The sequence below is a fragment of the Psychrobacillus sp. NPDC096623 genome (genome assembly GCF_044762655.1).
Taxonomy (GTDB): domain Bacteria; phylum Bacillota; class Bacilli; order Bacillales_A; family Planococcaceae; genus Psychrobacillus.
In genome coordinates, this window is record NZ_JBIWER010000007.1 from 13,211 (window position 1) to 39,823 (window position 26,613).

General features: G+C 38.7%; 34 protein-coding genes. All 34 read right to left on the reverse strand.

Annotated elements, in window-relative coordinates; all coding sequences use genetic code 11:
• Nucleotides 1–429: 429 nt before the first annotated feature.
• Nucleotides 430–1,083 carry an adenylate kinase gene (locus ACIQX2_RS16380; protein ID WP_402852806.1) on the reverse strand — a complete coding sequence of 218 codons (654 nt, stop codon included), beginning with the start codon at nucleotides 1,081–1,083 and terminating at the stop codon, nucleotides 430–432.
• 64 nt (nucleotides 1,084–1,147) lie between these two features.
• Complete coding sequence (secY, locus tag ACIQX2_RS16385) at nucleotides 1,148–2,440, reverse strand: preprotein translocase subunit SecY (RefSeq protein WP_402852808.1); 1,293 nt, start codon at nucleotides 2,438–2,440, stop codon at nucleotides 1,148–1,150.
• On the reverse strand, nucleotides 2,440–2,880 hold the full coding sequence (gene rplO, locus ACIQX2_RS16390; protein ID WP_402852810.1) for a 50S ribosomal protein L15: 441 nt from the start codon (nucleotides 2,878–2,880) through the stop codon (nucleotides 2,440–2,442). Before rplO ends, secY begins: the two co-directional genes overlap by 1 nt.
• A gap of 32 nt (nucleotides 2,881–2,912) precedes the next feature.
• Nucleotides 2,913–3,095, reverse strand: a complete 183-nt coding sequence (gene rpmD / locus ACIQX2_RS16395) for a 50S ribosomal protein L30 (protein WP_090567866.1) — start codon at nucleotides 3,093–3,095, stop codon at nucleotides 2,913–2,915.
• Nucleotides 3,096–3,109: 14 nt separating this feature from the next.
• Nucleotides 3,110–3,610, reverse strand: coding sequence for a 30S ribosomal protein S5 (rpsE, locus tag ACIQX2_RS16400; RefSeq protein WP_093062499.1), 501 nt, complete (start codon nucleotides 3,608–3,610; stop codon nucleotides 3,110–3,112).
• 21 nt (nucleotides 3,611–3,631) lie between these two features.
• Complete coding sequence (gene rplR / locus ACIQX2_RS16405) at nucleotides 3,632–3,991, reverse strand: 50S ribosomal protein L18 (protein ID WP_090567859.1); 360 nt, start codon at nucleotides 3,989–3,991, stop codon at nucleotides 3,632–3,634.
• A 30-nt stretch (nucleotides 3,992–4,021) separates the two neighbouring features.
• Nucleotides 4,022–4,561: a 50S ribosomal protein L6 gene (rplF, locus tag ACIQX2_RS16410; RefSeq protein ID WP_402852816.1), complete on the reverse strand. Its 540-nt coding sequence runs from the start codon at nucleotides 4,559–4,561 to the stop codon at nucleotides 4,022–4,024.
• A gap of 30 nt (nucleotides 4,562–4,591) precedes the next feature.
• On the reverse strand, nucleotides 4,592–4,990 hold the full coding sequence (gene rpsH, locus ACIQX2_RS16415; RefSeq protein ID WP_090567854.1) for a 30S ribosomal protein S8: 399 nt from the start codon (nucleotides 4,988–4,990) through the stop codon (nucleotides 4,592–4,594).
• A gap of 30 nt (nucleotides 4,991–5,020) precedes the next feature.
• Nucleotides 5,021–5,206: a type Z 30S ribosomal protein S14 gene (locus ACIQX2_RS16420; RefSeq protein WP_093062497.1), complete on the reverse strand. Its 186-nt coding sequence runs from the start codon at nucleotides 5,204–5,206 to the stop codon at nucleotides 5,021–5,023.
• 18 nt (nucleotides 5,207–5,224) lie between these two features.
• The gene (gene rplE / locus ACIQX2_RS16425) at nucleotides 5,225–5,764 is read right to left on the reverse strand and encodes a 50S ribosomal protein L5 (RefSeq protein ID WP_090567848.1); all 540 of its coding nucleotides are present in this window, start codon (nucleotides 5,762–5,764) and stop codon (nucleotides 5,225–5,227) included.
• A 23-nt stretch (nucleotides 5,765–5,787) separates the two neighbouring features.
• The gene (gene rplX, locus ACIQX2_RS16430) at nucleotides 5,788–6,096 is read right to left on the reverse strand and encodes a 50S ribosomal protein L24 (protein WP_093062496.1); all 309 of its coding nucleotides are present in this window, start codon (nucleotides 6,094–6,096) and stop codon (nucleotides 5,788–5,790) included.
• A gap of 36 nt (nucleotides 6,097–6,132) precedes the next feature.
• The gene (gene rplN / locus ACIQX2_RS16435; RefSeq protein WP_053591327.1) at nucleotides 6,133–6,501 is read right to left on the reverse strand and encodes a 50S ribosomal protein L14; all 369 of its coding nucleotides are present in this window, start codon (nucleotides 6,499–6,501) and stop codon (nucleotides 6,133–6,135) included.
• Nucleotides 6,502–6,544: 43 nt separating this feature from the next.
• A complete protein-coding gene (gene rpsQ, locus ACIQX2_RS16440) occupies nucleotides 6,545–6,808 on the reverse strand; it encodes a 30S ribosomal protein S17 (protein WP_093062495.1) in 264 nt (87 codons plus the stop codon).
• A gap of 18 nt (nucleotides 6,809–6,826) precedes the next feature.
• Nucleotides 6,827–7,027 carry a 50S ribosomal protein L29 gene (gene rpmC, locus ACIQX2_RS16445; RefSeq protein WP_090567840.1) on the reverse strand — a complete coding sequence of 67 codons (201 nt, stop codon included), beginning with the start codon at nucleotides 7,025–7,027 and terminating at the stop codon, nucleotides 6,827–6,829.
• Nucleotides 7,017–7,451 (reverse strand): 50S ribosomal protein L16, encoded by a 435-nt coding sequence (gene rplP / locus ACIQX2_RS16450; protein ID WP_090567838.1) that lies wholly within the window; start codon nucleotides 7,449–7,451, stop codon nucleotides 7,017–7,019. The genes rpmC and rplP overlap by 11 nt, the downstream gene beginning before the upstream one ends.
• A gap of 1 nt (nucleotide 7,452) precedes the next feature.
• A complete protein-coding gene (rpsC, locus tag ACIQX2_RS16455; protein ID WP_090567835.1) occupies nucleotides 7,453–8,109 on the reverse strand; it encodes a 30S ribosomal protein S3 in 657 nt (218 codons plus the stop codon).
• A 3-nt stretch (nucleotides 8,110–8,112) separates the two neighbouring features.
• Nucleotides 8,113–8,457 carry a 50S ribosomal protein L22 gene (gene rplV / locus ACIQX2_RS16460; RefSeq protein WP_093062492.1) on the reverse strand — a complete coding sequence of 115 codons (345 nt, stop codon included), beginning with the start codon at nucleotides 8,455–8,457 and terminating at the stop codon, nucleotides 8,113–8,115.
• Between the two features lie 20 nt (nucleotides 8,458–8,477).
• A complete protein-coding gene (rpsS, locus tag ACIQX2_RS16465; RefSeq protein WP_090567829.1) occupies nucleotides 8,478–8,756 on the reverse strand; it encodes a 30S ribosomal protein S19 in 279 nt (92 codons plus the stop codon).
• 60 nt (nucleotides 8,757–8,816) lie between these two features.
• A complete protein-coding gene (gene rplB / locus ACIQX2_RS16470) occupies nucleotides 8,817–9,647 on the reverse strand; it encodes a 50S ribosomal protein L2 (RefSeq protein WP_402852825.1) in 831 nt (276 codons plus the stop codon).
• 41 nt (nucleotides 9,648–9,688) lie between these two features.
• Nucleotides 9,689–9,973, reverse strand: a complete 285-nt coding sequence (rplW, locus tag ACIQX2_RS16475) for a 50S ribosomal protein L23 (protein ID WP_342599464.1) — start codon at nucleotides 9,971–9,973, stop codon at nucleotides 9,689–9,691.
• Nucleotides 9,973–10,596, reverse strand: coding sequence for a 50S ribosomal protein L4 (rplD, locus tag ACIQX2_RS16480; protein ID WP_093062489.1), 624 nt, complete (start codon nucleotides 10,594–10,596; stop codon nucleotides 9,973–9,975). Before rplD ends, rplW begins: the two co-directional genes overlap by 1 nt.
• Before the next feature lie 26 nt (nucleotides 10,597–10,622).
• On the reverse strand, nucleotides 10,623–11,252 hold the full coding sequence (rplC, locus tag ACIQX2_RS16485; RefSeq protein ID WP_093062488.1) for a 50S ribosomal protein L3: 630 nt from the start codon (nucleotides 11,250–11,252) through the stop codon (nucleotides 10,623–10,625).
• Nucleotides 11,253–11,297: 45 nt separating this feature from the next.
• Nucleotides 11,298–11,606, reverse strand: a complete 309-nt coding sequence (rpsJ, locus tag ACIQX2_RS16490) for a 30S ribosomal protein S10 (RefSeq protein ID WP_042478628.1) — start codon at nucleotides 11,604–11,606, stop codon at nucleotides 11,298–11,300.
• 361 nt (nucleotides 11,607–11,967) lie between these two features.
• Complete coding sequence (locus ACIQX2_RS16495) at nucleotides 11,968–13,284, reverse strand: Na+/H+ antiporter family protein (protein WP_402852834.1); 1,317 nt, start codon at nucleotides 13,282–13,284, stop codon at nucleotides 11,968–11,970.
• A gap of 113 nt (nucleotides 13,285–13,397) precedes the next feature.
• Nucleotides 13,398–15,386 carry an FtsX-like permease family protein gene (locus ACIQX2_RS16500; RefSeq protein WP_402852837.1) on the reverse strand — a complete coding sequence of 663 codons (1,989 nt, stop codon included), beginning with the start codon at nucleotides 15,384–15,386 and terminating at the stop codon, nucleotides 13,398–13,400.
• Complete coding sequence (locus tag ACIQX2_RS16505; RefSeq protein ID WP_402852840.1) at nucleotides 15,376–16,137, reverse strand: ABC transporter ATP-binding protein; 762 nt, start codon at nucleotides 16,135–16,137, stop codon at nucleotides 15,376–15,378. The genes ACIQX2_RS16500 and ACIQX2_RS16505 overlap by 11 nt, the downstream gene beginning before the upstream one ends.
• Before the next feature lie 99 nt (nucleotides 16,138–16,236).
• Entirely contained in the window at nucleotides 16,237–17,262 is a 1,026-nt protein-coding gene (locus tag ACIQX2_RS16510) for a sensor histidine kinase (protein WP_402852843.1), read from the reverse strand.
• Nucleotides 17,263–17,264: 2 nt separating this feature from the next.
• Complete coding sequence (locus ACIQX2_RS16515) at nucleotides 17,265–17,951, reverse strand: response regulator transcription factor (RefSeq protein WP_402853288.1); 687 nt, start codon at nucleotides 17,949–17,951, stop codon at nucleotides 17,265–17,267.
• Nucleotides 17,952–18,055: 104 nt separating this feature from the next.
• Nucleotides 18,056–19,243 (reverse strand): elongation factor Tu, encoded by a 1,188-nt coding sequence (gene tuf, locus ACIQX2_RS16520; protein ID WP_402852846.1) that lies wholly within the window; start codon nucleotides 19,241–19,243, stop codon nucleotides 18,056–18,058.
• Between the two features lie 116 nt (nucleotides 19,244–19,359).
• Nucleotides 19,360–21,438, reverse strand: coding sequence for an elongation factor G (gene fusA, locus ACIQX2_RS16525; protein ID WP_402852849.1), 2,079 nt, complete (start codon nucleotides 21,436–21,438; stop codon nucleotides 19,360–19,362).
• A gap of 68 nt (nucleotides 21,439–21,506) precedes the next feature.
• Nucleotides 21,507–21,977: a 30S ribosomal protein S7 gene (rpsG, locus tag ACIQX2_RS16530; RefSeq protein WP_090567783.1), complete on the reverse strand. Its 471-nt coding sequence runs from the start codon at nucleotides 21,975–21,977 to the stop codon at nucleotides 21,507–21,509.
• A 41-nt stretch (nucleotides 21,978–22,018) separates the two neighbouring features.
• Complete coding sequence (rpsL, locus tag ACIQX2_RS16535) at nucleotides 22,019–22,438, reverse strand: 30S ribosomal protein S12 (RefSeq protein WP_090567780.1); 420 nt, start codon at nucleotides 22,436–22,438, stop codon at nucleotides 22,019–22,021.
• A gap of 98 nt (nucleotides 22,439–22,536) precedes the next feature.
• Nucleotides 22,537–22,785, reverse strand: coding sequence for a ribosomal L7Ae/L30e/S12e/Gadd45 family protein (locus ACIQX2_RS16540; protein ID WP_402852854.1), 249 nt, complete (start codon nucleotides 22,783–22,785; stop codon nucleotides 22,537–22,539).
• 135 nt (nucleotides 22,786–22,920) lie between these two features.
• Entirely contained in the window at nucleotides 22,921–26,523 is a 3,603-nt protein-coding gene (gene rpoC, locus ACIQX2_RS16545) for a DNA-directed RNA polymerase subunit beta' (RefSeq protein WP_402852857.1), read from the reverse strand.
• Nucleotides 26,524–26,613 lie beyond the last annotated feature (90 nt).

Below are 26,613 nucleotides of genomic sequence, written 5' to 3' on the forward strand. Positions count from 1 at the left end.
TCCCTTCTATATACAAATCAGGTTCTCATCAATAATCAAACGTAATTTGCTGTTAGTATAGCCTCGAGTAGAACGAAACTATTCGTTCAAGCATATGTTTGGAAATCATGAGAGATGTTCGAAAGACACTCGTAAGGTTTCGCTTATAGCAATCCACGGAGTAGACCGTCTCCCTCATGTCAACATGTTCGTACGAATGTGTTGGTAGAGTTCCATAGTACCCGTTCGTTACACAGATGCTTCCACGAAACCCATTATACCTCGTAAGTAGTATAAATGCACGTGGACAAGGGAGTCCCCGCTTTTGATGCATTCTTATTCCTCCGAACGTATACCGGGCGCAATATGCTTTTGCAGCTCTCGAAAAAAACATTTTCGTTCTTTGCACACTACCCGGGTATTCAGTCGTCTGCGACGGGCACCGGGCAATTATATGCGGTTGCCCTGTAACAGAGCATCAAGATCAGCGAATACTAGTTTAATATCCTGCTGTCCATTTATATTAGTTAAAACACCTTTGTCTTCATAAAAATCAAGCAAAGGCTGTGTTTGCTTCATATTTACTTCCAGACGGTTAGTTACCGTTTCCGGATTATCGTCAGCACGTTGATAAAGCTCGCCACCATCTTTGTCACATACTCCATCTTTAGCAGGTGGATTAAAGACTAAATGATAAGCAGTACCACATTCTTTACAAATGCGTCGTCCTGTTAGACGTTTGATCAATTCTTCTTGTTCTACTTGAATATTAAGCACATGCTCAATAGATTTATCAAGTTCCGAAAGTAAAGCATCAAGTGCTTCTGCTTGTGGAACTGTACGAGGGAAACCATCAAGTAGGAATCCTTTTTCACAGTCTGGTTTGCTTAATCTTTCGCGGACAATACCAATCGTAACTTCATCAGGTACCAAAGCACCTTGATCCATAAACGATTTTGCTTTCAAACCTAGTTCCGTACCATCTTTAATTGCTGCACGAAACATATCGCCTGTAGAAATATGAGGGATTGCGTACTTCTCAACAATTTTATCTGCCTGAGTACCTTTACCAGCACCAGGTAAACCCATTAAAACGATATTCATACGAAAATGCCCCCCAGGACTATATAGTTGATTTTTAGGAACTCAAAGTCCCTAAAAACCTACCTTATTTCATAAAGCCTTTATAATGACGTTTAACTAATTGGGATTCCAACTGTTTCATCGTTTCGAGTGCAACCCCAACCACGATTAACAAACTTGTTCCGCCAATTTGTGCTGACTGCGGAAGATCCGCATATTTCACAAACAGCATCGGCATGATTGCAATAACAGCTAAGAATATAGCTCCAACAAAAGTTAAACGATACAAAACGCTAGTTAAATAATTTTGTGTATTGATCCCTGGACGAATCCCTGGAATATACGCACCTTGCTTTTTCAAATTGTCCGCTACGTTCTCGGGGTTCACTTGAATGAACGCATAGAAGTAAGCAAACGCAATGATTAAAGCAATATAAATTGTCATACCAATAGGTTGTGTATAATCTAATGCTCTCGTAATACTATCGGTAACATTGTTTTGACCGAAGAATAATACGATTGATTGAGGCGCCATAAGAAACGCTGATGCAAAGATTACCGGAATTGCTCCCGCAGCATTAACTTTTAAAGGCAAATGAGTTTGTTGGCCACCCGTTTGGGCAGTACCAGAAACACGCTTCGCATATTGAATTGGAATTTTACGCAACGCTTGTTGAACGTAAATTACTCCAACTGTTACTGCGATAATCGCCAATAAAAGTAAAAGTACTATTACAATATTGATAAACAGTGCATCGCCTGCACCTTCAATTTGTTGTGCATACACTTGGTTAACTGCATTTGGAATGGCAGCAACAATACCAGCGAAGATAATAATAGAAATACCATTACCAACACCTTTAGCAGTAATTTGTTCTCCTAACCACATTAAAAATGCAGTACCGGCTGTCAAAACAACTGCAATAACTAAGTATGTCAATATACCGTCTTCCTTTATCAAAGAACCACTATACATGCGGTTAAAACCGTATGACATAGCAATTGCCTGGATAAAAGCTAACACAATTGTGAAGTAACGAGTGAATTGTGCAAGTTTCCGTCTTCCGACTTCTCCTTGTTTAGCCCACTCCGTAAACTTCGGAACAACATCCATTTGTAGTAATTGTACAATGATGGATGCAGTGATGTAAGGCATGATACCCATCGCTAAAATAGAGAAGTTAGCAAGGGCCCCACCACCAAATGTATTTAGAAAACCGATCAAACCTAATTGATCTGTTTGTTTTAATACATCGGCATCGACAAATGGCACAGGAACAAATGTCCCAATACGGAAGACGATTAACATCAATAAAGTAAAAATGATTTTATTTCGAATATCTCTCACACGCATAAAGTTGGAGATTGTCTGAAACATTAAACCACCTCTGTTGATCCGCCAGCGTTCTCAATTGCTTCTTTAGCTGATGCAGAGAATTTATGAGCTCTTACAGTTAACTTCTTGTCAAGTGATCCGTTACCAAGAATCTTAATACCTGATTTTTCACTGCTCACAACACCTGTTTCGATTAATAATGCAGGTGTAACTTCTGTGCCTTCTTCGAAACGATTTAATGTGTCAAGGTTCACAATTGCGAATTCTTTACGATTAATATTCGTAAATCCACGTTTTGGTAAACGACGGAATAACGGGTTTTGACCGCCCTCAAATCCTGGACGAACGCCTCCGCCTGAACGAGCGTTTTGACCTTTATGACCTTTACCTGATGTTTTACCAGTTCCAGAACCGATACCACGTCCGATACGCTTGCGCGATGAACGAGATCCTTCTGATGGTTTTAACTCATGAAGTTTCATATGGTGGCACCTCCTTATTCTATAAATAAACCTTAAATTTCTTTTGTTGTTACTAAGTGAGCTACTTTGCCAACCATCCCGCGGATAGCTGCATTGTCTTGATGCTCAACTGTTTGATGCATTTTACGTAATCCAAGAGCTTCTACTGTTTTGCGTTGAGCTGGTTTAGTACCGATCAAGCTTCTAGTAAGGGTAATTTCTAATTTAGTTGCCATTGTAATTTCCCCCCTTATCCTAACAGTTCTTCTACTGATTTACCACGTAATTTAGCAACGTCCTCAGCACGTTTTAATTGAGTTAAACCTTGTACTGTAGCACGTACCATGTTGATAGGTGTGTTAGATCCAAGTGATTTAGAAAGAATATCTGTAATTCCAGCTAATTCAAGTACCGCACGAACCGGTCCACCAGCAATAACTCCTGTACCAGGTGCAGCAGGTTTAACTAGAATAGAACCAGCACCAAATTGTCCAACTACAAGGTGAGGAGTAGTTCCTTTAACTCTTGGTACTTCTATTAAGTTTTTCTTCGCGTCTTCAACTGCCTTACGGATAGCATCTGGAACTTCTTGTGCTTTACCAGTACCAAATCCTACATGACCGTTTTTATCACCAACAACTACTAATGCTGTAAAACGGAAACGACGTCCACCTTTTACAACTTTAGCAACACGGTTGATTGTTACTACGCGTTCTTCAAGTTCAAGTTTGTTTGGGTCAATACCACGCATGAAATATGTCCCTCCTTCTTCTTAAAATTCTAAGCCGTTTTCACGTGCAGCTTCAGCTAACGCTTTAACACGTCCATGATATAAGTAACCGCCACGGTCAAATACAACAGATTTGATGTTTTTTTCTGTAGCGCGTTTTGCGATTGTTTCACCGATCAATTTAGCAGCTTCTACATTTCCAGCTGTTCCATTGAAATCTTTATCCATAGTGGATGCACTTGCGATTGTAACACCTTGAGTATCATCAATCAGTTGTGCGTATAAATGTTTGTTTGAACGGAATACATTTAAACGTGGACGTTCAGTAGTACCCGTGATTTTTGTACGAACACGTGCATGACGTTTCTTACGAACTTGATTTTTGTCTTGTTTCGTAATCACAGTGGTCACTCCTTTCTAATGCGAGATGCATTATTTACCTGTTTTACCTTCTTTGCGGCGTACAACTTCGCCTTCATAACGAATACCTTTACCTTTATAAGGCTCTGGTGGACGAACTTGGCGAATGTTAGATGCTAATGCACCAACGCGTTCTTTATCAATACCGCGAACGATAACTTTTGTATTAGAAGGAACTTCAACTACTACTCCATCTTCAGGTGTGAACTCAACTGGATGTGAGTACCCTACATTAAGTACAAGTTTAGAACCTTGTAATTGTGCACGGTAACCTACCCCAACTAATTCTAGTCCACGTTCGAATCCAGCAGATACTCCCGTGATCATGTTAGCTAGCAAAGCGCGAGTTGTTCCATGAATCGTACGGTGTTCTTTTGAATCTGAAGGACGCACTAAAGTTATTACAGTACCTTCTTGCTCAATTTTAATATCTTGGTTAAAAGTTTTTGTTAATTCACCTTTTGGTCCTTTTACAACTACTGTATTTTCAGCGTTAACTGTTACAGTAACTTCTGCAGGAACCTCTATTGGTTTTTTACCTACTCGAGACATTTTGTTGCACCTCCATTCGTTTGTTGATTATTACCAAACGTAAGCTACGATTTCTCCGCCAACTTGTTTAGCGCGAGCTTCTTTATCTGTTAATAAACCATTTGAAGTAGAAACTAAAGCAATTCCTAAACCGTTCAATACTTTAGGTACTTCGTTTGTTTTAGCGTAAACGCGTAGACCAGGTTTTGAAATACGTTTCAAACCAGTGATAACACGCTCGTCGTTTTGACCATATTTTAAGAAGATACGGATGATACCTTGTTTGCTATCTTCTACATATTCAACATCACGGATGAAACCTTCGCGTTTTAAAATCTCCGCGATTTCCTTTTTCAGGTTTGAAGCAGGAACTTCTAATTTCTCGTGACGAACCATGTTAGCATTACGAATGCGTGTAAGCATATCTGCAATTGGATCTGACATTGTCATTACATTTACCTCCTTCCCAGTTATAGGGGATTACCAGCTTGCTTTTTTAACGCCAGGAATTTGTCCCTTGTATGCAAGTTCACGGAAACAAATACGGCAAAGCTTAAATTTACGATATACAGAGTGCGGACGTCCACAACGCTCACAGCGTGTGTATGCTTGCACTTGGAACTTTGGCGTACGTTGTTGTTTAACGACCATTGATTTTTTAGCCACGTTTTCGCCTCCCTTATTTTACTTTTGGAATGGCATACCGAATTGTGTTAATAACTCACGAGCTTCTTCATCAGAGTTCGCAGTTGTTACAATTACGATGTCCATACCGCGTACTTTCGAAACTTTATCATAATCGATTTCAGGGAAGATTAACTGTTCTTTAACTCCAAGAGTGTAGTTACCGCGACCGTCGAATGCTTTTTTAGAAACACCACGGAAGTCACGTACACGCGGAAGAGAAATAGCAATTAATTTGTCCAAGAAGTCATACATACGCTCTCCACGTAGAGTGACTTTCGCACCGATTGGCATACCCTCACGAAGACGGAAACCAGCGATCGATTTTTTAGCTTTCGTAACTACAGGTTTTTGACCTGAGATGATTTGTAATTCTTCTACAGCAGCATCAAGAGCTTTTGTATTAGATACAGCATCACCAACACCCATATTGATAACAATTTTATCAACTTTAGGTACTTGCATTACTGAGTTATATTCAAACTTGCTCATTAGAGCAGGAGAAACTTCCTTAAGATACTTTTCTTTTAGGCGGTTCATGTGTGTACCTCCCTTCTCTTTACTTATTTAATAATTTCACCGGATTTTTTCGCAACACGAACTTTTTTGCCATCTTCCACTTTGTAACCTACGCGAGTCGGCTCGCCAGTTTTCGGGTCGATTAACATAACATTCGATACGTGGATTGCAGCCTCTTGGCTTACAATTCCTCCTTGCGGATTAGCTTGGTTTGGCTTCATATGTTTTTTGATGATGTTTACACCTTCAACTAACACACGGTCTTTCTTAGGGAAAGAAGTAAGAACAACACCTGTTTTACCTTTGTCTTTACCTGAGATTACCATTACTTTGTCGCCTTTTTTAACATGCATTCTATCGCACCTCCTTGATTGGCACTTTCATGTAAATTAAAGAACTTCTGGAGCTAAAGATACGATTTTCATGAAATTGCTGTCGCGTAATTCACGAGCAACAGGTCCGAAAATACGAGTTCCACGCGGTCCTTTATCATCTTTGATAATAACGCAAGCATTTTCATCAAATTTGATATAAGTTCCGTCTTTACGGCGTACGCCGCTCTTAGTGCGAACGATTACAGCTTTAACGACGTCACCCTTCTTGACAACGCCACCTGGTGTTGCTTTCTTAACTGTACATACGACAATATCGCCGATATTAGCAGTTTTACGTCCAGTACCACCAAGTACTTTAATAGTTAAAACTTCACGTGCACCTGAGTTGTCAGCAACTTTCATACGAGTTTCTTGTTGGATCACTTAGGTAACCTCCCTTCGGAATTTATTAGTTCCGAACTTATTATTAGATAATAACCGCTTTTTCTACAACTTCCAATAGGCGGAAGCGTTTAGTAGCTGATAGCGGACGAGTTTCCATGATACGGACGATATCTCCGATTTGGGCTTCGTTTTGCTCATCATGAGCTTTAAATTTCTTAGAATACTTAACACGTTTGCCATATAACTTGTGTTTTTTATGAGTTTCAACTAAAACAGAAATTGTTTTATCCATTTTATCTGATACAACACGGCCAGTGTATACTTTGCGTTGATTACGCTCAGTCATGCCAGAAAACCTCCTTTATCAGTTGTTTGCACTGATTTCTCTTTCACGTACCACAGTTTTCATACGCGCGATAGCTTTACGAACTTCGCGGATACGAGCTGTGTTTTCTAATTGACCAGTCGCCAATTGGAAGCGAAGGTTGAAAAGCTCTTCTTTCAGTGATTTTACCTTTTGTTCGATTTCTGCAGTAGTAAGTTCACGGATGTCATTAGCTTTCATTAGATTCACCACCAATTTCTTGACGTTTGATTATTTTACATTTAATCGGAAGCTTATGTGATGCTAAACGTAATGCTTCACGTGCAACCTCTTCAGAAACGCCAGCTATTTCAAACATAATTTTTCCAGGTTTTACAACTGCTACCCATCCTTCAGGAGCACCTTTACCTGAACCCATACGTACCTCAAGAGGCTTTTTCGTATATGGTTTATGAGGGAATATTTTGATCCAGACTTTACCGCCACGTTTCATGTAACGTGTCATTGCAATACGAGCTGATTCAATTTGACGACTTGTGATCCAGCTTGCTTCAGTAGCTTGTAAGCCGAATTCACCGAATGCTATTTCTTTGCCGCCTTTTGCTTCACCACGCATTTTACCACGGTGTTCACGACGATATTTAACGCGTTTAGGCATTAACATATTATTTGCCTCCTTCCTCAGAGTTCTTCTTAACTGGAAGGACTTCACCACGATAGATCCATACTTTAACGCCTAGCTTACCATAAGTTGTGTCAGCTTCAGCATGTGCGTAATCGATGTCAGCACGTAATGTATGAAGTGGTACAGTTCCTTCACTGTAATGTTCAGCACGAGCGATATCAGCGCCACCTAAACGTCCAGATACTTGAGTTTTAATACCTTTAGCTCCAGAACGCATTGTGCGTTGAATTGCTTGTTTTTGAGCACGACGGAAAGATACGCGGCCTTCTAATTGGCGTGCAATACTTTCTGCTACTAATTTAGCATCTAAGTCAGCTCTTTTAATTTCTACGATATTTATGTGTACACGTTTACCAGTTAAATCGTTTAAGTGCTTGCGAAGTGCTTCCACTTCCGTACCACCTTTACCGATTACCATACCTGGTTTAGCAGTGTGAATTGTAACGTTAACACGTTTAGCAGCGCGTTCGATTTCTACAGTAGAAACAGAAGCTTCTTTTAAACGAGTTTCGATGTACTTACGGATTTTCAAGTCTTCGTGTAGTAGAGTTGCATAGTCTTTACCAGCGTACCATTTTGACTCCCAGTCACGAATGATGCCTACTCGTAATCCTATAGGATGTACTTTTTGACCCACGAATTATCCCTCCTTCTTCTCTGATACCACGATTGTGATGTGGCTAGTACGTTTGTTGATAGCACTTGCACGTCCCATAGCACGTGGACGGAAACGTTTTAATGTTGGACCTTCGTCAACGAAGACTTCAGAAACAACAAGATTATTAACATCTAAATCATAATTGTGCTCAGCGTTTGCAACAGCAGATTTTAATACTTTCTCAACAACAGGAGATGCTGCTTTTGGAGTAAGTTGTAAAATCGCAACTGCTTCACCGATTTGCTTACCTCTGATTAAATCAACGACTAATCTTACCTTACGAGGGGCAATGCGCACTGTTTTAGCAATAGCTTTTGCTTGTGACATTTGAATGACCTCCTCTCAAATTAGCGTCTTGTTTTCTTATCATCTGCACCATGGCTTTTATAAGCGCGTGTTGGTGCGAACTCGCCTAGTTTATGACCTACCATATCCTCAGTCACGTATACAGGAACATGTTTACGTCCGTCATATACCGCGATAGTTAAACCGATAAAAGTAGGGAAAATTGTTGAACGGCGAGACCAAGTCTTAATTACTTGTTTTTTCTCAGAGTCCTTTTGTGCATCGACCTTTTTCAATAAATGATCGTCTGCGAAAGGTCCTTTTTTCAAGCTACGACCCATGCTGAAACCTCCCTCTGTGATAACACCACGGCTCTATCTATGAACCGTAGTAAAACCACTTTATTTTTTACGACGACGAATGATAAGTTTGTCGGATTTGTTTTTCTTGTTACGAGTTTTGTATCCAAGAGTTGGTTTACCCCATGGAGACATAGGTGACTTACGACCGATTGGAGTTTTACCTTCACCACCACCGTGTGGGTGATCGTTCGGGTTCATTACTGATCCACGTACAGTTGGGCGTTTACCTAACCAACGAGAGCGACCGGCTTTACCAATGTTCACAAGTTCATGTTGTTCGTTTCCTACTTCACCGATAGTAGCACGGCAAACACCTAGGATTAAACGAACCTCACCAGATTGTAAACGTACGATTACGTACTTACCTTCTTTACCAAGTAATTGAGCAGATGTACCAGCAGAACGAACTAACTGACCACCTTTACCAGGTTTCATTTCAATGTTATGGATAGTAGTACCCATTGGGATGTTTTGTAATGGAAGAGCGTTTCCTGCTTTAATATCAGCTTCTGGTCCTGACACGATTGTCATTCCCACTTCTAAGCCTTTAGGAGCTAGGATGTAACGTTTTTCCCCATCCGCATAATTAATTAATGCGATATTCGCAGATCGGTTTGGATCATATTCAATAGTAGCAACGCGTCCTGGTATACCATCTTTATTTCGTTTGAAATCAATGATACGGTATTGACGTTTGTGTCCACCACCATGATGACGAACAGTAATTTTACCTTGATTGTTACGGCCGCCTTTACGTTTCACAGGAGCAAGTAGAGATTTCTCTGGCTTGTCAGTTGTGATTTCAGCGTAATCTAATGATGTCATGTTACGACGTCCGTTTGTCGTTGGTTTATACTTTCTAATCGCCATGTTATTCCCTCCTTCTTGAGTATTAATTCCTTTTTACAGGATTAGATTTCGAATAACTCGATTTCTTTACTGTCTAGAGTTAACGTAACAATCGCTTTACGACGTTTGTTCGTATACCCACCAAATTTACCTACACGTTTGTATTTACCTTTGTAGTTCATGATGTTTACTTTTTCAACATCTACTCCAAAGATTTCTTCAATCGCATATTTAACTTGAGTTTTGTTAGCGCGAGTGTCCACTTCGAAAGTGTACTTTTTATCTGCCATTACTTCAGAAGAACGCTCGGTAATGACCGGACGTTTAATGATATCACGTGCTTCCATTATCCAAGCACCTCCTCTACTTTTTCTACTGCAGCTTTAGTCATTACAAGCTTGTTATGACCGATTAAGTCTAAAACGTTAATGCCTGTTGCAGACACAACTGTGATTCCAGGGATGTTACGAGCAGCTAACGCTACTGTTTCATCTAAATCAGCAGTTACGAATAACGCTTTTTTATCGATTGAAAGGTTAGATAACACTTTCACGAATTCTTTTGTTTTTGGTGCGTCAAATGCTAAACCTTCAAGTACTACGATGCTTTCTTCACGAACTTTTGTTGAAAGAGCTGAAAGAAGAGCTAAACGACGTACTTTTTTAGGTAATTTAAAGCTGTAACTACGTGGAGTTGGTCCGAAAACAACACCACCACCACGCCATTGTGGAGAGCGGATAGAACCTTGACGAGCACGTCCAGTTCCTTTTTGTTTCCATGGTTTACGTCCACCACCAGCAACTTCAGAACGGTTTTTCACTTTGTGATTACCTTGACGAAGTGAAGCGCGTTGAGAAATGATAGCTTCAAATAAAACAGATTCATTTGGTTCAATTCCGAAAACTTTATCGTTTAACTCGATTTCACCAACTGAAGATCCTGCTTGATTGAATAATGATACTTTTGCCATTCCTGTTTCCTCCTTTCTTCAGAGAATTATTTCGATTTAATAGCAGCTTTAACAACTACTAATGATTTACGAGAACCAGGAACATTACCTTTTACTAATAATAGGTTACGTTCAGCATCCACTCTTACGATTTCTAAGTTTTGGATAGTTACTGTATGTCCACCCATTTGACCAGGTAATTTCTTTTGTTTGAATACACGGTTCGGAGCAACTGGCCCCATTGAACCTGGACGACGGTGGTAACGAGATCCGTGGGCCATTGGTCCACGAGATTGTCCGTGGCGTTTAATAACACCTTGGAAACCTTTACCTTTAGTAGTACCTGTTACATCAATTACATCGCCTTCTGCAAAACTTTCTACCTTGACTTCTTGACCAACTTCGTAATTAGCTGTATCCAAGCCGCGGAATTCGCGGATGAAGCGCTTAGGAGCAGTGCTTGCTTTAGCTACGTGCCCTTTCGCAGGTTTGTTAGAAAGCTTTTCGCGCTTGTCTTCAAAACCTAACTGAATAGCTTCGTAACCGTCTGTTTCAGCTGTTTTCTTTTGAAGTACTACGTTTGGAGTAGCTTCAATAACAGTTACAGGGATTAAGTCACCGTTCTCAGCAAATACTTGCGTCATACCGATTTTTCTACCTAAGATTCCTTTGGTCATCCGTCACACCTCCTACAATAATTTTGTGTTTTTTATTTTTTACCATTAAAGTTTGATTTCAATATCAACGCCAGATGGTAAATCAAGCTTCATTAACGCATCAACAGTTTGTGGTGTTGGGTTAACGATATCGATAAGACGTTTATGCGTACGCATTTCGAATTGCTCACGAGAATCTTTATACTTATGAACAGCACGAAGAATCGTATAAACAGATCTCTCAGTCGGAAGTGGAATCGGACCCGATACACTTGCACCTGAACGTTTAGCAGTTTCCACAATTTTCTCAGCAGATTGATCCAGAATTCTGTGATCATACGCTTTTAAACGGATACGAATTTTTTGTTTTGCCATTACTTTCCCTCCTTTTCGCCTATTTTCTAGACATTCTCCACGAAAATTTTCCGTACACTCGCCATGGCAAAGCGGCCGGGTGTGTCGGTAACCTCTCGCTTCATCGCAGTCAAAGACCAACTACAATATTATAAACAATAAAAAAAGATTTCGCAAGTCTTTTTACGAAATTCTTTTTAATATTATAACCGCATTACTTTTTCTATAATACTTTTGTTTTTCTAAGCCGTTCACTAGTATATAAAATTCCATTGAAAATAGCAACTGATAAGGGTGATTATGTTTTTGACATGCGAATCCTTATATAAAATAATTTCAACAAAAAAAGAATATCTCTTACATAGAGATATCCTTTTTTCTATTATAGAACAAACACTACTGCTATCCATCCGAAAATAACGAGTGGAATATTATAAGCCATAAAAGTTGGAACGCATGTATCCCAGATATGGTTATGTTGTCCGTCTACATTTAATCCCGCTGTTGGTCCGAGTGTTGAGTCGGAAGCTGGTGAGCCTGCGTCACCTAAAGCACCTGCCGTACCTATTAATGCAATTGTCGCTAATGGACTTAATCCTAACTCCATAGCAAGCGGAACAAAGATTGCTGCTATTATTGGAATAGTAGCAAACGACGATCCTATTCCCATAGTCACGATTAACCCGATAATCAACATAATCAGTACTGCCACACTCACATTACCCGCTAAAAGCTCAGAGGATGCTTCCACTAGGCTTTTCACATGACCTGTAGCATTGATGACCGCTGCAAAGCCATTCGCTGTAATCATTACAAAACCAACGAATGCCATCATGCGCATACCTTCTGTTAGGAGTACGTCAGCCTCTTTCCTTTTTAAAGCACCACTAATATAAAGTACCACGATACCAGCAAGCGCTCCTGCAATCATAGAATCTGTTTGAACTTGAACAACCAATGCAGCTATTAAAGAAACGATAGTAAAGATTATACTACTCTTCTTCACTTCCACATTTAAATCACTTACTTCTACTACTTCCTGTTTATAGTTTCTTGGCTTCCTAAATAAAACAAAGGCCATTATCAGTCCAAATACCATTCCAAGAGCTGGAACCGCCATTGCCTTTGGAATATCACTTAATGCTATCTCTAAACCAGATAGCCCCATCTGCGTAGCAACGATGTCCTGATAAATTGCACCAAAACCGTACGGGAGGAACATATACGGAGTAATTAATCCAAACGCTAAAATACAAGCTATTAATCTTCTATCCACTTGCAACATGTTTAATACTTTTAAGATTGGAGGTACTAATAATGGAATAAAGGCGATATGAATTGGTATTAAATTTTGAGAGAACACGGCCATCATAAGTAACAATAAAAAGACTAAGGCTTTCACTAGTCCTATTTTATTTGAATCCCTTTTACTCTTTACTATCTTTAAAATTGCCAGCACTAACAGCTCAGGAATACCGGTTTTAGAGATAGCAATGGCAAAGCCTCCTAACAATGCATAACTTAACGCTATGGTCGCTCCAGCACCTAACCCACCTGTAAATGCGTCAATCGTTTCTGCGAATGACAGACCAGCTGTAAGCCCTCCTACTAGAGCTCCTATAATTAACGAGAATACTACGTTGATACGAAGTAAACTCAACACTAACATGACTATTACCGCAATTATTACTGCATTCATAACAACACTCACTTTCACACACTAGATTACTAACATGTTAAAGTTTATAATCATTTGTTGAATCTGTCAACAAAAATACCCCTTTGTATTATACAAAGAGGCAGTGACGCTGATTATAAGGAATTATTTACTACTTTACGATAGTACCCGATAGATAAAAATGCAAAAGTGGAATATAAAACTACATACACTCCCATCGTTATTAATAATGGCGCTAATAGTTCGGTACCAAAGAACATCCACCCTGACTTAACTGCAAAATAACTATGTGCTAATCCTATGATTAACGGTACACCAAAGTTAAATAATTGCTTCATATAAATTCCTTTCATTAATTCATTTGTCGTAAACCCTATCTTGCGTAAATTTGTATAAGAAGAGCGCTCTTCGTCGGCTTCACTCATTTGTTTAAAGTACAAAATGCTGCCCGTAGTGATTAAAAATGCTAATCCTAAAAATCCTGTAACAAAGATTACCAATCCCATCATCTCCAACGTGTCTTGCCGATAAGTTTCTTGACTTTCTAGTTTCACAATCCTTCTTTCCCCATTATTTATCATTAGCTCTAGCATTCCATCATTAGTTGTTTCATCGTATATTGATTGAACTTCTGATAATCGTGAGCGATCCTCTAAGTCAATCCCTACTTGTTTGTTCCAAACTGTTTGTTGTTGTATCAGCTTATCTTCAGAAAGTTTTTCAAATAATTCATCGTTTACAACGATTGTCATTCCACCGCCTGAAAGAAAATAGGCAAGAAGAGAATCCCCCATTATTTCTTTTATCGTGACCTCAAGTTTTTCATTAGAAGTTGTCATTTGAACAGGATTATTTGCTTCCAGTTTTATTAGCTCAGCCATTACATTACTATATCCCACTACATAACCTTCATCCTCTTCCAACTCAAGTCCTGGCATCACTTGTTGCGCATCACTAAGCTTAGCAACTGGCATAAGACCCTTCGTCATTACAGTTATACCATCAGGAATTTTACTCGCAAATAACTCCCCAGTATCAACTTCCAAATCCAGCAATTCAATAGCTGTATGTGTATGTCGAATATTTTTATCTTCTAATGCAGCAATAAATGCATCTCCACTATTGTTGGGTATTACATAGTCAAACGGTATATTTTGTTTAGCTACTGACCCTGCAGAATAATAAGAGATATATGACAAACAGAGAATACCCAATGCTGTTGCTGATATAATTGTAATTGTCGTCAGGGACATTGCATTAGATTTCATCCGATGCATTATAGGCGACAGGGACAATACGTCTACAATCGACAAATGACCTCTTTTTTGTTTACGTATTAAATTCAGTACGAATGATACTGAAAAGCGAAATACAAAATACGTACCAATAATTGTACTTGTTAAAATAATTAACATTCTAGTAAACAGAGCACGGACACTAGCATTTTCTACATCGAATAACTTCGTAGAAGAATAATAACCATAACTGATCAATAAAAGTCCGAATAATCCTAAAACCATCTGTGGAGCACTAAATCTCTTAATTTTCGTATCTGCAATAGCCGTTGCAGTAAATAACGTCAGCAAGGTCACCCGACGAATATGAATCATCGTCTGTATCAGTACTACAAAAAGAAGAGCTACAAACACTATTATCGTCATTTGCAAAGCATTCACTGAAAAAATTAAATCTACACTTGCCTCTTCCTCTAAAATACGAAGTAAAATCATCGCAAACAATCTAGATGTCAAAAACCCTATTCCTACACCAACTCCAATTGCACTGATCCATAAAATAGTATTTTCTAAAGCTAATAATCTAGTCACTAATCCTTTAGACATACCAATTAGCTGGTATAATCCAATCTCCTTGCTTCTTCTCTTCATAAATAAATGATTAGCGTACAATACAAAAAATACTACAACAAACAACAGAATAAAAGAGGCAGATTTCAAACCTGCTGAAGCTTTCACTCCCTTAGATATTTCGAGAACACTTGGATTATACTGTAGTGTTACAAAGGAAAAATACAGTGATACACTAAAGATTAATGCAAAGAAATACAAGTAGTAATGTCTAATATTTTTCTTCATACTTCGGAACACTAGTTGACTAAGCGTCATAACCATCACCGCCAAGCACAACTTGTGTATTTATTATCTCTTGGAAGAACTGTTTACGGTTTTTCTCCCCTTTATATAACTCGGTATATAACTGACCATCTTTTAAGAATAAGACTCTGGAGCAGAAACTAGCTGCTACAGCATCATGGGTTACCATCATAATAGTTACTTTTTTGTCTTTATTAATTTTTTCTAAATTACTTAATAGGGCGGTAGCCGATTTAGAGTCAAGTGCCCCTGTTGGTTCATCCGCAAAAACAATCGTAGGATTACTTATTAATGCTCTTGCAGCAGAAGTTCTTTGCTTTTGTCCACCGGATATTTCATTTGGATACTTATTAACTAGTTCCTGAATGTCTAGCGTTCGTGTTATTTCCTGAAAACGTTGTTCCGCTTTCTGTTTAGAGACTTTACTAATAGAAAGTGGCAGTAAAATATTTTCTTTTACCGTCAATGTATCTAACAAATTGTAATCCTGAAAGATAAAGCCCAATTGTTCTCTTCGAAAATTAGCTAATGCTTTTTCCTTCATCGTACGTAGGTTTTGCCCACTTATCTCGATAACCCCTTCTGTCACTTTATCAATAGAGGCAAGTACATTCAATAGAGTCGTTTTTCCAGATCCAGACGGACCCATTATCCCTACGAATTCTCCTTCTCCTACTTCTAAGTCAATCCCTTTCAATACTTCCTGTGCCGTTGCCTTCTTGCCATATATTTTCTTTATTTTGCGACCGCTCAAAATAGTCATGTATGTTCCCCCTACTACTTAGTAATCTTATTGTACGATTATTCTTTTCGATAATCGTTTGATTAACGTTACAAACAAATAAAGTAGATGACAATTTTGTCACCTACCTAAAATCTTTACTATTTCATTTTTTAAAGGAAATTGAAGAGAAAATGTCGAGCCCTCTCCACTAGTAGAGGAAACAAATACATGAATACCTAACTGCTCAGCAACATTTTTAGCCAAATAAAGTCCCATTCCAGTAGATGCAGTAGTTTGTCGGCCAATTGTTCCCGTAAAAGCTTTTTCAAAAATTCTAGGTAAATCTGCTTGAGAAATTCCTATCCCTGTGTCTCCAATCTTTAAAATAACATGTCCTATATCATCCATATTAGCTTGAATATGAATTTCACTGTCTACATGGCTATACTTTACGGCATTGGATATTATTTGCCTCACAATAAAGGCTAACCATTTTTGATCGGACATCACTTTTACCTCTAGATTTTCTAAGTCAAAACCAATATTTTTCTGCATACACCATGCTTGAAACTCTTTTATTTCTATGTGTAATATCTTTTTAATGTCTACTTCTTCAATCATATAATCTTTTTCTATAGTAGAAAGTCTTGTGTTATGTAATTGCTGATCTAATAATAGGTGGATACGAAGCCATTCTACTTCTAACTTTTTTTGCGCACCCCTATCATCTAACGAGTCTATCATCAGCTTCATGCTAGTAAGTGGAGTTTTTACCTCATGAATCCATGCAAGTGTGTGGTCATTTTCTTCTAAATGCTCTACTTTCAACTCATTAAGCTCTTCTTTTGCTACTAAAACAAGTTCAGCTACCGTGTTGGATAACGTCTTCTCAAAGCTAGAATATCCATCTGGAAAGGATTCTAATATAAAATCTAAATCTTTCTCGTTATCTAAACTACTAACTAAGGCTTTAATATACTTTGTTTCTTGAAAATATCGCCATATAAAAAATAAGATAAATGCAGTCATATTGATAAAGTTAATGTATTGTAGAGAAATTTCCATAAAGGCTACATCCAAAGTTAGTATGAGATTCAACCAAATCTGAAGGATGATGAAGTAAAGAATCCATGATTTTCTTTCTTTGATGTACAAAATGAACAAGATTATAAACCCTCCTTAGTAATAGCCATATACCCTAAACCTTTTTTTGTTATGATCACTTCTGCAAGTCCAATTACCTCTAGTTTTGAGCGAAGTCGATTAACGTTTACAGACAATGTATTATCATTAACAAAACGCTCATCATCCCAAAGTTTTCGCATTAAACTATCTCTAGTAACTATTTTATCTACAGATTGCAAAAGTATCCGCAATATAAACAGCTCATTTTTCGTTAAAGCGACCGTTTGTTCTTTATATGTAATTTCACTTTTTGCAAAATCGATAATAGCCTCATTCCAACTACATATATCCATAGACTCCTCTTGATAATCATTTGTTCTTCTGAGAAGCGCTTGGACTTTGGCAACTAATACATCAAGGTGAAATGGTTTTTGTACAAAATCATCCGCACCCATCTGCATGGCCATAATCATATCCATGGGGTGATCACGCGATGATAAGAAAATTATGGGAACCTTAGATATACGACGTATTTCTCTACACCAATGAAATCCATCAAATGCTGGAAGTTGAATATCAATGAGAACAAACTGTGGTTTTTCTTCAATAAACGTAGACATTACTTTTTGAAAATCTTCTGGTCTACTAACGTCAATTGACCATTGGGCAAATCTTTCTTTAATCATTTCATAGATGGCGTCATCATCTTCTATTACCAATACTTTCATCATCATCGACTAATTCACTCCTTTCAGATAGTCTACACTATTTCTTCATACAAAAAAAACCATCTCGTCGTCACGAGATGGTTTTTATAATAGAGAATTATAGATTACTTAGTGATAGTAGCAACTACACCAGCGCCTACAGTACGTCCACCCTCACGGATAGAGAATTTAGTACCTTCTTCAAGAGCGATTGGTGAGATTAGAGATACAGTCATTTCGATGTTATCTCCAGGCATAACCATTTCTACACCTTCAGGTAAGTTACAAACACCAGTTACGTCAGTTGTACGGAAGTAGAACTGAGGACGGTAGTTTGAGAAGAATGGAGTATGACGTCCACCCTCTTCTTTTGAAAGAACATAAACTTCAGCTTTGAAGTCTGTGTGTGGTGTAATTGAACCTGGTTTAGCTAATACTTGACCACGTTGGATCTCTTCACGAGAAACCCCACGAAGAAGAGCACCAATGTTATCTCCAGCTTCAGCATAATCAAGAAGTTTACGGAACATTTCAACACCAGTTACAGTAGTTGATTTTGCTTCTTCAGAAATACCGATAATGTCTACAACGTCACCGATTTTAACTTGGCCACGCTCAACACGTCCAGTAGCAACTGTACCACGACCAGTGATTGAGAATACATCCTCAACTGGCATCATGAATGGTTTGTCAGTTTGACGTTCTGGAGTTGGGATATAGCTATCTACAGCGTCCATTAATTCAACGATTTTTTCTTCCCATTCTGGTTCACCTTCAAGAGCTTTAAGAGCAGAACCTTTAATTACAGGAATGTCGTCGCCTGGGAAGTCGTATTCAGAAAGAAGGTCACGAATTTCCATTTCAACTAATTCAAGAAGTTCTTCGTCATCAACCATATCACATTTGTTCATGAATACAACTAGGTATGGAACACCTACTTGACGTGAAAGAAGGATATGCTCACGAGTTTGTGGCATTGGGCCATCAGCAGCAGAAACTACTAGGATCCCGCCGTCCATTTGTGCTGCACCTGTGATCATGTTTTTAACATAGTCAGCATGTCCTGGGCAGTCTACGTGTGCGTAGTGACGAGCAGCAGTCTCATACTCAACGTGTGAAGTATTGATTGTGATACCGCGTTCTTTTTCTTCAGGAGCGTTATCGATATCAGCGTATGATCTAGCTGTACCACCCATTTTTTTAGAAAGAACTGTTGCGATAGCAGCAGTTAGAGTTGTTTTACCATGGTCAACGTGTCCGATTGTACCAATGTTAGCATGTGTTTTGGAGCGGTCAAATTTTTCTTTAGCCATTAGAGAAGTCCTCCTCAGTAATTGTATGATTTTTTATTATAAAAGTAAGGGACTAAAAGCCCCTTGCCTTTCATAGACTACAAATTAGTTATACTTTAATTTTGGTGAAAATTCAATTATTCACCTTTATTTTTTTTGATAATCTCTTCAGAGATTGATTTTGGAACATCTTCATAGTGATCGAATGTCATTGAGAAGACTCCGCGTCCTTGCGTATTAGAACGTAAAGACGTTGCATATCCGAACATTTCAGCAAGCGGAACCATTGAACGTACAACTTGTGCGTTACCGCGAGCGTCCATACCTTCAACGCGTCCACGACGTGAAGTGATATCACCCATGATGTCTCCTAAATACTCTTCAGGAATAACAACTTCAACTTTCATGATTGGCTCAAGAATTACTGGGTTTACTTTAGATACAGCATTTTTCAATGCCATAGAAGCAGCAACTTTGAAGGCCATTTCATTGGAGTCAACATCATGATATGATCCGTCGTATAATTTCGCTTTAATATCGATTAACGGATATCCAGCAAGTACACCATTGTTAAGTGAGTCACGAAGACCCGCCTCAACAGCTGGAATGTATTCACGTGGAACTACCCCACCGACAACAGCGTTTTCAAATTCAAAGCCTTTTCCTTCTTCGTTTGGAGAGAATTCAATCCAAACGTGTCCGAATTGACCACGTCCACCTGATTGACGTACGAATTTACCTTCAACTTTTGCTGAAGAGCGGAAAGTTTCACGGTAAGATACTTGAGGAGCACCTACGTTAGCTTCTACTTTAAATTCGCGACGCATACGGTCAACTAAGATATCAAGGTGAAGTTCACCCATACCAGCGATAATAACTTGACCAGTTTCTTGGTCTGTATGTACGCGGAATGTAGGATCTTCTTCTGCTAATTTTACAAGAGCAGCACCCATTTTATCTTGGTCAGCTTTAGATTTTGGTTCAACTGATAAAGAAATAACTGGTTCTGGGAATACCATAGACTCTAGAATTACTAAAGCTTTTTCATCACACAGAGTGTCACCAGTTGTTGTATCTTTTAAGCCTACAGCTGCAGCTATATCACCAGCAAATACTTCTGAAATCTCTGCACGAGAGTTTGCATGCATTTGTAGAATACGTCCTACGCGTTCACGCTTACCTTTAGTAGAGTTTTGAACATAAGATCCAGCTTGTAATGTACCAGAATATACACGGAAGAATGTTAATTTACCAACGTAAGGGTCAGTCATAACTTTAAATGCTAATGCTGAGAATGGTTCTGAATCGTCAGAATGACGTTCGATTTCTTCATCAGAATCAGGATCGATTCCTTTCATAGCTGGAATATCAAGTGGTGATGGAAGGTATGCAACAACAGCATCAAGAACTTTTTGAACACCTTTGTTTTTAAATGCAGTACCACACACTACTGGATAGAATTCTACGTTTAGGGTACCTTTACGGATACCTTTCACTAATTCTTCGTTCGTGATTTCTTCACCATTTAAATATCTATCCATTAAATCTTCATCAAGTTCAGCTACCGCTTCAACTAATTTTTCACGGTATTCTTGAGCTTGAGCTTTGTATTCTTCAGGAATTTCCACTTCTTGAATGTCTGTTCCTAAGTCATTACCGTAGACAGTAGCTTTCATCGTTACTAAATCAATGATTCCAGAGAACTCATCTTCAGCACCGATTGGTAATTGAATTGGATGAGCGTTAGCTTGTAAACGATCGTGAAGAGTTCCTACAGAATATAAGAAATCTGCGCCCGTTTTATCCATTTTGTTAACAAAAACAATACGTGGTACGCCATAAGTTGTAGCTTGACGCCATACTGTTTCAGTTTGTGGTTCAACACCAGATTGAGCATCTAGAACTGTAACCGCACCATCAAGTACACGAAGTGAACGTTCAACTTCAACAGTGAAGTCTACGTGTCCAGGTGTATCGATGATATTTACACGGTGATTATCCCAAGCAGCAGTTGTTGCAGCTGAAGTGATAGTGATTCCACGTTCTTGTTCTTGCTCCATCCAGTCCATCTGTGATGCACCTTCATGAGTTTCCCCGATTTTGTGGATTTTACCAGTGTAATAAAGAATACGCTCCGTAGTAGTCGTTTTACCAGCATCGATGTGAGCCATGATCCCGATATTACGTGTTTTTTCTAAGGAGAACTCTCTAGCCATATTGTATTTCTCCTTCCATATTCGGATTAGAGTATGATTTTGATTTCATGTTAATGTTAAAAAAGATTTTACCAACGATAGTGAGCGAATGCTTTGTTAGCTTCTGCCATTTTGTGCATATCTTCACGTTTTTTAACTGAAGCACCAGTATTGTTTGATGCATCAAGAATTTCGTTAGCTAAACGTTCTTCCATCGTTTTTTCTCCACGAAGACGTGAATAGTTTACTAAGTAACGAAGACCTAGTGTTGAACGGCGGTCAGGACGTACTTCAACCGGTACTTGGTAGTTTGCACCACCAACACGACGAGCACGCACTTCTAGAACTGGCATTACATTGTTTAGGGCAGCTTCAAATACTTCTAATGCATCTTTACCAGAACGTTCTTTTACAAGTTCAAACGCTCCGTATAGAATTTTTTGAGAAGTACCTCTTTTACCGTCAACCATCATTTTATTGATTAAACGAGTTACTAGTTTTGAATTATAAATTGGATCTGGTAACACGTCACGTTTGGAAACAGGACCTTTACGAGGCATGTGTTTTCCTCCTTTCGACGAATGTCAAATTATTAATTAAATTATTTCTTTTCTTTAGGGCGTTTTGCACCATAAAGTGAACGACTTTGCATACGACCTGTAACACCAGCTGTATCAAGAGCACCACGTACGATATGGTAACGTACTCCTGGTAAATCTTTTACTTTTCCTCCGCGGATAAGTACAACACTATGTTCTTGTAGGTTGTGTCCTTCTCCTGGAATATAAGCAGTAACCTCTAACGTATTAGTTAAACGTACACGCGCATATTTACGAAGTGCTGAGTTTGGTTTTTTCGGCGTCATAGTACCAACACGAGTACAAACCCCACGTTTTTGTGGAGAGTTAAGGTTAGTACCAGCCTTTTTGAAGCTGTTATAACCTTTTCCTAGTGCAGGAGACTTAGATTTCGTACTTTTGGATTGACGAGGCTTACGTACCAATTGGTTAATTGTAGGCATCGATTATTCCTCCCTTCATTTGTTCTTGTTAATACCACACATCCAGGTGGTTCATTTTTTGGGTAAAAACAAAGTTTTTGTGCTTTACACAAAAACTGTTACACAGTAATAGCTACAACTGACGCCGCTAAGCGCAGTCCACAAGCCTTACCAAGATCTACTTTAGACTCAACGTAGTTAATCGAAACATTGTTTTCTTGAGCTGTTTGTCGTGCTAGTTCAATGATTCTTTCTTCTACATCTAGTGCAATATAAACTTCTTTGACAAGCCCTTTTTTCATTGCTTTTACTGCTTGCTTTGTACCTATGATTGCTTCTTTCGCTTGTTTCACTTTTTCATAAGACATTTGCATATCCTCCAAAGGTACAAGTCAAATAACTATCAACCTTAAATATATTATCATTCATTGAAAAGGGTGTCAACAATAATCATGAAAATATTAGAGAGAAATGTTATTACTTCTCTCTAATATTCAGTTGTATTATTCTGCGTTAACTAATTCTTTTTCACTATCTGCTTCGTTGTCTGTTATTTTAATCTGGCGATAACGTTGCATACCAGTACCAGCCGGAACTAGTTTACCAATAATTACGTTTTCTTTCAGACCTAATAACTCATCACGTTTACCTTTGATCGCTGCGTCTGTTAACACGCGAGTTGTTTCTTGGAATGATGCAGCAGATAAGAATGATTCTGTTTCAAGTGAAGCTTTTGTAATACCAAGGATAACTGGACGACATGTTGCAGGAATTTTACCTTGTAAAACTGCTTCCTTGTTCGCTTCAGCAAATTGGTGGATATCTAGTAGTGAGCCTGGAAGTAGGTCAGTTTCTCCCGCTTCAATCACACGCACTTTACGAAGCATTTGGCGTACCATTACCTCGATATGTTTATCCCCGATTTCTACCCCTTGCATACGGTAAACTTTTTGTACTTCTTTTAATAAGTACTCTTGAACAGTTGAAACATCTTTAACTCTCAACAATTCCTTCGGATCCACAGAACCCTCAGTTAATACTTGACCACGGTGCATTGTATCGTTAAGTTGAACTTTTAAACGTGCATTGTATGGCGCCAAATATTTACGAGTTTCTACATTACCTTGAATTGTAATTTCTTTTTGGCCTTCTCTAATTTCATCAATTTCAGTAACAGTCCCTGAAATTTCTGAAATAACAGCTTGCCCTTTCGGATTACGAGCTTCGAAAATTTCTTGGATACGCGGAAGACCTTGTGTAATATCATCTCCAGCAACCCCACCTGTATGGAATGTACGCATTGTTAACTGTGTACCTGGTTCTCCAATAGATTGAGCGGCAATGATACCAACTGCTTCTCCAACTTCTACTTTGTCTCCAGTAGCTAAGTTCAAGCCGTAACATTTTTTACAAACACCGTGTTTTGTATTACAAGTAAATGCAGAACGAATTGTTAACTCCGTAATACCTGCTTCTTCAATAACACGAGCAGCATCTTGTGTAATTAACCCGTCTCTTTCTAAAATCACTTCATTTGTAGTTGGATGGAAGATTGTTTTCTTCGTATGACGACCAACAATACGTTCGCCAAACTCTTCAATAACTTCCGTTCCTTCCATTAGTGAACCAATTAGTAATCCACGGTCTGTTCCACAATCATCTTCGCGAACGATTACATCTTGCGCAACGTCTACTAGACGGCGAGTTAAGTAACCTGAATCGGCAGTTTTAAGAGCTGTATCGGCAAGACCTTTACGAGCACCATGTGTAGAGATAAAGTATTCAAGTACTGTTAACCCTTCACGGAACGATGACTTGATCGGAAGTTCGATGATTCGACCAGCCGGATTGGCCATAAGTCCACGCATACCTGCAAGTTGAGTAAAGTTAGATGCATTACCACGGGCACCTGAGTCACTCATCATGAAGATTGGGTTCATGTTATCTAGTGATTTCATCAGTTTGTCTTGAATAACTTCTTTCGCTTTACTCCAGTGTCCAATAACACTAGCGTAACGCTCTTCTTCCGTGATTAGACCACGACGGAATTGTTTAATAACTTTATCCACTTTACCTTGTGCTTCTTCAAGAATTTCGCCTTTGTCTGGCAATACGACAATATCGGAGATACCAATTGTAATACCAGCTTTAGTAGAGTATTTAAATCCGAGTGCTTTCATACGGTCAAGCATTTTCGACGTTTCTGTAATATGGAAACGTTTAAATACTTCCGCAATGATATTTCCAAGGATTTTCTTCTTGAATGGCTGTACAAGATCCATAGTTTCGAAATGCTTTTTCACATCTGTAGTCATTGGAACGAAATATTTCTCCGGAGTTTCAGTTTGTAAATTGAAATCTGTCGGTTCATTGATGTATGGGAACGTTTCTGGAAGTATTTCATTGAAAATTACTTTACCAACAGTCGTTAACAATAGCATCTTGTTTTGCTCTTCGGTAAATGTTTGGTTGTTTACCGATGCAGCAGGTATTGCAATACGTGTATGCAAATGTACGTGACCAGTATTATAAGCAATTAGCACTTCTTCTGGACCATAGAAAGTTGAACCTTCACCCATTGCACCTTTACGCTCAAGTGTTAAGTAATAGTTACCTAAAACCATATCTTGAGATGGTGTAACTACTGGTTTTCCATCTTTCGGGTTCAAAATGTTTTGTGCTGCAAGCATTAGTAAACGAGCTTCAGCCTGTGCTTCTGCTGATAAAGGTACGTGAACAGCCATTTGGTCACCATCAAAGTCAGCGTTATATGCTGTACATACTAGAGGGTGAAGACGAATTGCGCGACCTTCTACTAATGTTGGTTCGAATGCTTGAATACCAAGACGGTGAAGAGTCGGTGCACGGTTAAGTAAAACTGGATGCTCTCTAATTACATCTTCTAATACATCCCATACTTCAGCATGCATACGTTCAATTTTACGTTTTGCACTCTTAATGTTGTGAGCTAAACCACGTTCAACAAGTTCTTTCATCACAAATGGCTTGAATAGTTCAATAGCCATTTCTTTTGGAAGTCCACATTGATACATCTTCAAGTTTGGTCCTACTACGATAACCGAACGACCAGAGTAGTCTACACGTTTACCAAGTAGATTTTGACGGAAACGACCTTGTTTCCCTTTTAACATATGTGAAAGTGATTTCAACGGACGGTTACCTGGTCCTGTTACCGGACGACCACGACGACCATTGTCGATCAATGCATCAACAGCTTCTTGTAACATACGTTTTTCGTTTTGAACGATGATACTTGGAGCACCAAGATCCAATAGACGTTTTAAACGGTTATTACGGTTAATAACACGACGGTATAAATCATTCAAATCGGATGTAGCAAAGCGTCCACCATCCAATTGAACCATTGGGCGTAATTCTGGAGGAATTACTGGTAGAACGTCTAAAATCATCCAGTCAGGTTTATTACCTGAGTTACGGAAAGATTCCACTACTTCTAAACGTTTAATCGCACGTGTACGACGTTGACCTTGAGCTGTTTTCAACTCTTCTTTTAAATGTTCTGTTTCACTTTCTAAATCAATTTCTTGAAGTAGACGTTTAATAGCCTCTGCACCCATAGCAGCTTGGAATTTAGTTCCAAACTTGTCGCGATATGCACGGTACTCTTTTTCAGAAAGCAATTGTTTCTTTTCAAGAGGTGTGTCTGCTGGTTCTATTACTACGTAAGAAGCAAAGTAAATTACTTCTTCTAGTGATCTTGGAGACATATCCAAAATTAGACCCATACGACTTGGGATACCTTTGAAATACCAAATATGTGATACAGGAGCAGCTAGTTCGATGTGACCCATACGTTCACGACGTACTTTAGAACGTGTTACTTCTACCCCACAACGATCACATACAACACCTTTATAACGAACGCGTTTATATTTTCCGCAATGACATTCCCAGTCTTTTGTAGGACCGAAAATACGTTCACAGAATAAACCATCTTTTTCAGGTTTTAATGTACGATAGTTAATTGTTTCAGGTTTTTTTACTTCCCCATAAGACCATGAACGGATTTTATCAGGTGAAGCTAAACCAATTTTCATATACTCAAAATTATTAACGTCTATCAAGGAGCCTACCTCCCTTTAGTCTTGTGTCTTTTAAAAGACTTTCCAAGTAGCTCTGCATTATGCAATTTTATACGGAAACACGGACAGGCA

Excerpts from the sequence above, each read along its gene's own strand:
- ACIQX2_RS16540 (WP_402852854.1), bottom strand. The coding sequence starts at position 22,785 with ATGTCTTATGAAAAAGTGAAACAAGCGAAAGAAGCAATCATAGGTACA.
- rplB (WP_402852825.1), bottom strand. The coding sequence starts at position 9,647 with ATGGCGATTAGAAAGTATAAACCAACGACAAACGGACGTCGTAACATG.
- rpmD (WP_090567866.1), bottom strand. The coding sequence starts at position 3,095 with ATGGCAACTAAATTAGAAATTACCCTTACTAGAAGCTTGATCGGTACT.
- ACIQX2_RS16505 (WP_402852840.1), bottom strand. The coding sequence starts at position 16,137 with ATGACTATTTTGAGCGGTCGCAAAATAAAGAAAATATATGGCAAGAAG.
- tuf (WP_402852846.1), bottom strand. The coding sequence starts at position 19,243 with ATGGCTAAAGAAAAATTTGACCGCTCCAAAACACATGCTAACATTGGT.
- rplC (WP_093062488.1), bottom strand. The coding sequence starts at position 11,252 with ATGACCAAAGGAATCTTAGGTAGAAAAATCGGTATGACGCAAGTATTT.
- secY (WP_402852808.1), bottom strand. The coding sequence starts at position 2,440 with ATGTTTCAGACAATCTCCAACTTTATGCGTGTGAGAGATATTCGAAAT.
- rplV (WP_093062492.1), bottom strand. The coding sequence starts at position 8,457 with ATGTCACAAGCAAAAGCTATTGCTAAAACAGTGCGCATTGCCCCTCGT.
- fusA (WP_402852849.1), bottom strand. The coding sequence starts at position 21,438 with ATGGCTAGAGAGTTCTCCTTAGAAAAAACACGTAATATCGGGATCATG.
- rpsJ (WP_042478628.1), bottom strand. The coding sequence starts at position 11,606 with ATGGCAAAACAAAAAATTCGTATCCGTTTAAAAGCGTATGATCACAGA.
- rplW (WP_342599464.1), bottom strand. The coding sequence starts at position 9,973 with ATGGAAGCACGTGATATCATTAAACGTCCGGTCATTACCGAGCGTTCT.
- ACIQX2_RS16380 (WP_402852806.1), bottom strand. The coding sequence starts at position 1,083 with ATGAATATCGTTTTAATGGGTTTACCTGGTGCTGGTAAAGGTACTCAG.
- rplD (WP_093062489.1), bottom strand. The coding sequence starts at position 10,596 with ATGGCAAAAGTATCATTATTCAATCAAGCAGGATCTTCAGTTGGTGAA.
- rpsS (WP_090567829.1), bottom strand. The coding sequence starts at position 8,756 with ATGGGTCGTAGCTTGAAAAAAGGACCTTTCGCAGACGATCATTTATTG.
- rplE (WP_090567848.1), bottom strand. The coding sequence starts at position 5,764 with ATGAACCGCCTAAAAGAAAAGTATCTTAAGGAAGTTTCTCCTGCTCTA.
- ACIQX2_RS16500 (WP_402852837.1), bottom strand. The coding sequence starts at position 15,386 with ATGACGCTTAGTCAACTAGTGTTCCGAAGTATGAAGAAAAATATTAGA.
- rpsH (WP_090567854.1), bottom strand. The coding sequence starts at position 4,990 with ATGACAATGTCAGATCCAATTGCAGATATGCTTACACGCATTCGTAAT.
- rplP (WP_090567838.1), bottom strand. The coding sequence starts at position 7,451 with ATGTTAATGCCTAAACGCGTTAAATATCGTCGTGAACACCGTGGTAAA.
- ACIQX2_RS16495 (WP_402852834.1), bottom strand. The coding sequence starts at position 13,284 with ATGAATGCAGTAATAATTGCGGTAATAGTCATGTTAGTGTTGAGTTTA.
- ACIQX2_RS16515 (WP_402853288.1), bottom strand. The coding sequence starts at position 17,951 with ATGAAAGTATTGGTAATAGAAGATGATGACGCCATCTATGAAATGATT.
- rpsG (WP_090567783.1), bottom strand. The coding sequence starts at position 21,977 with ATGCCTCGTAAAGGTCCTGTTTCCAAACGTGACGTGTTACCAGATCCA.
- rpsL (WP_090567780.1), bottom strand. The coding sequence starts at position 22,438 with ATGCCTACAATTAACCAATTGGTACGTAAGCCTCGTCAATCCAAAAGT.
- rplX (WP_093062496.1), bottom strand. The coding sequence starts at position 6,096 with ATGCATGTTAAAAAAGGCGACAAAGTAATGGTAATCTCAGGTAAAGAC.
- rplO (WP_402852810.1), bottom strand. The coding sequence starts at position 2,880 with ATGAAACTTCATGAGTTAAAACCATCAGAAGGATCTCGTTCATCGCGC.
- rpsQ (WP_093062495.1), bottom strand. The coding sequence starts at position 6,808 with ATGACTGAGCGTAATCAACGCAAAGTATACACTGGCCGTGTTGTATCA.
- rpsE (WP_093062499.1), bottom strand. The coding sequence starts at position 3,610 with ATGCGTGGTATTGACCCAAACAAACTTGAACTTGAAGAACGCGTAGTA.
- rplF (WP_402852816.1), bottom strand. The coding sequence starts at position 4,561 with ATGTCTCGAGTAGGTAAAAAACCAATAGAGGTTCCTGCAGAAGTTACT.
- rpmC (WP_090567840.1), bottom strand. The coding sequence starts at position 7,027 with ATGAAAGCTAATGACATCCGTGAACTTACTACTGCAGAAATCGAACAA.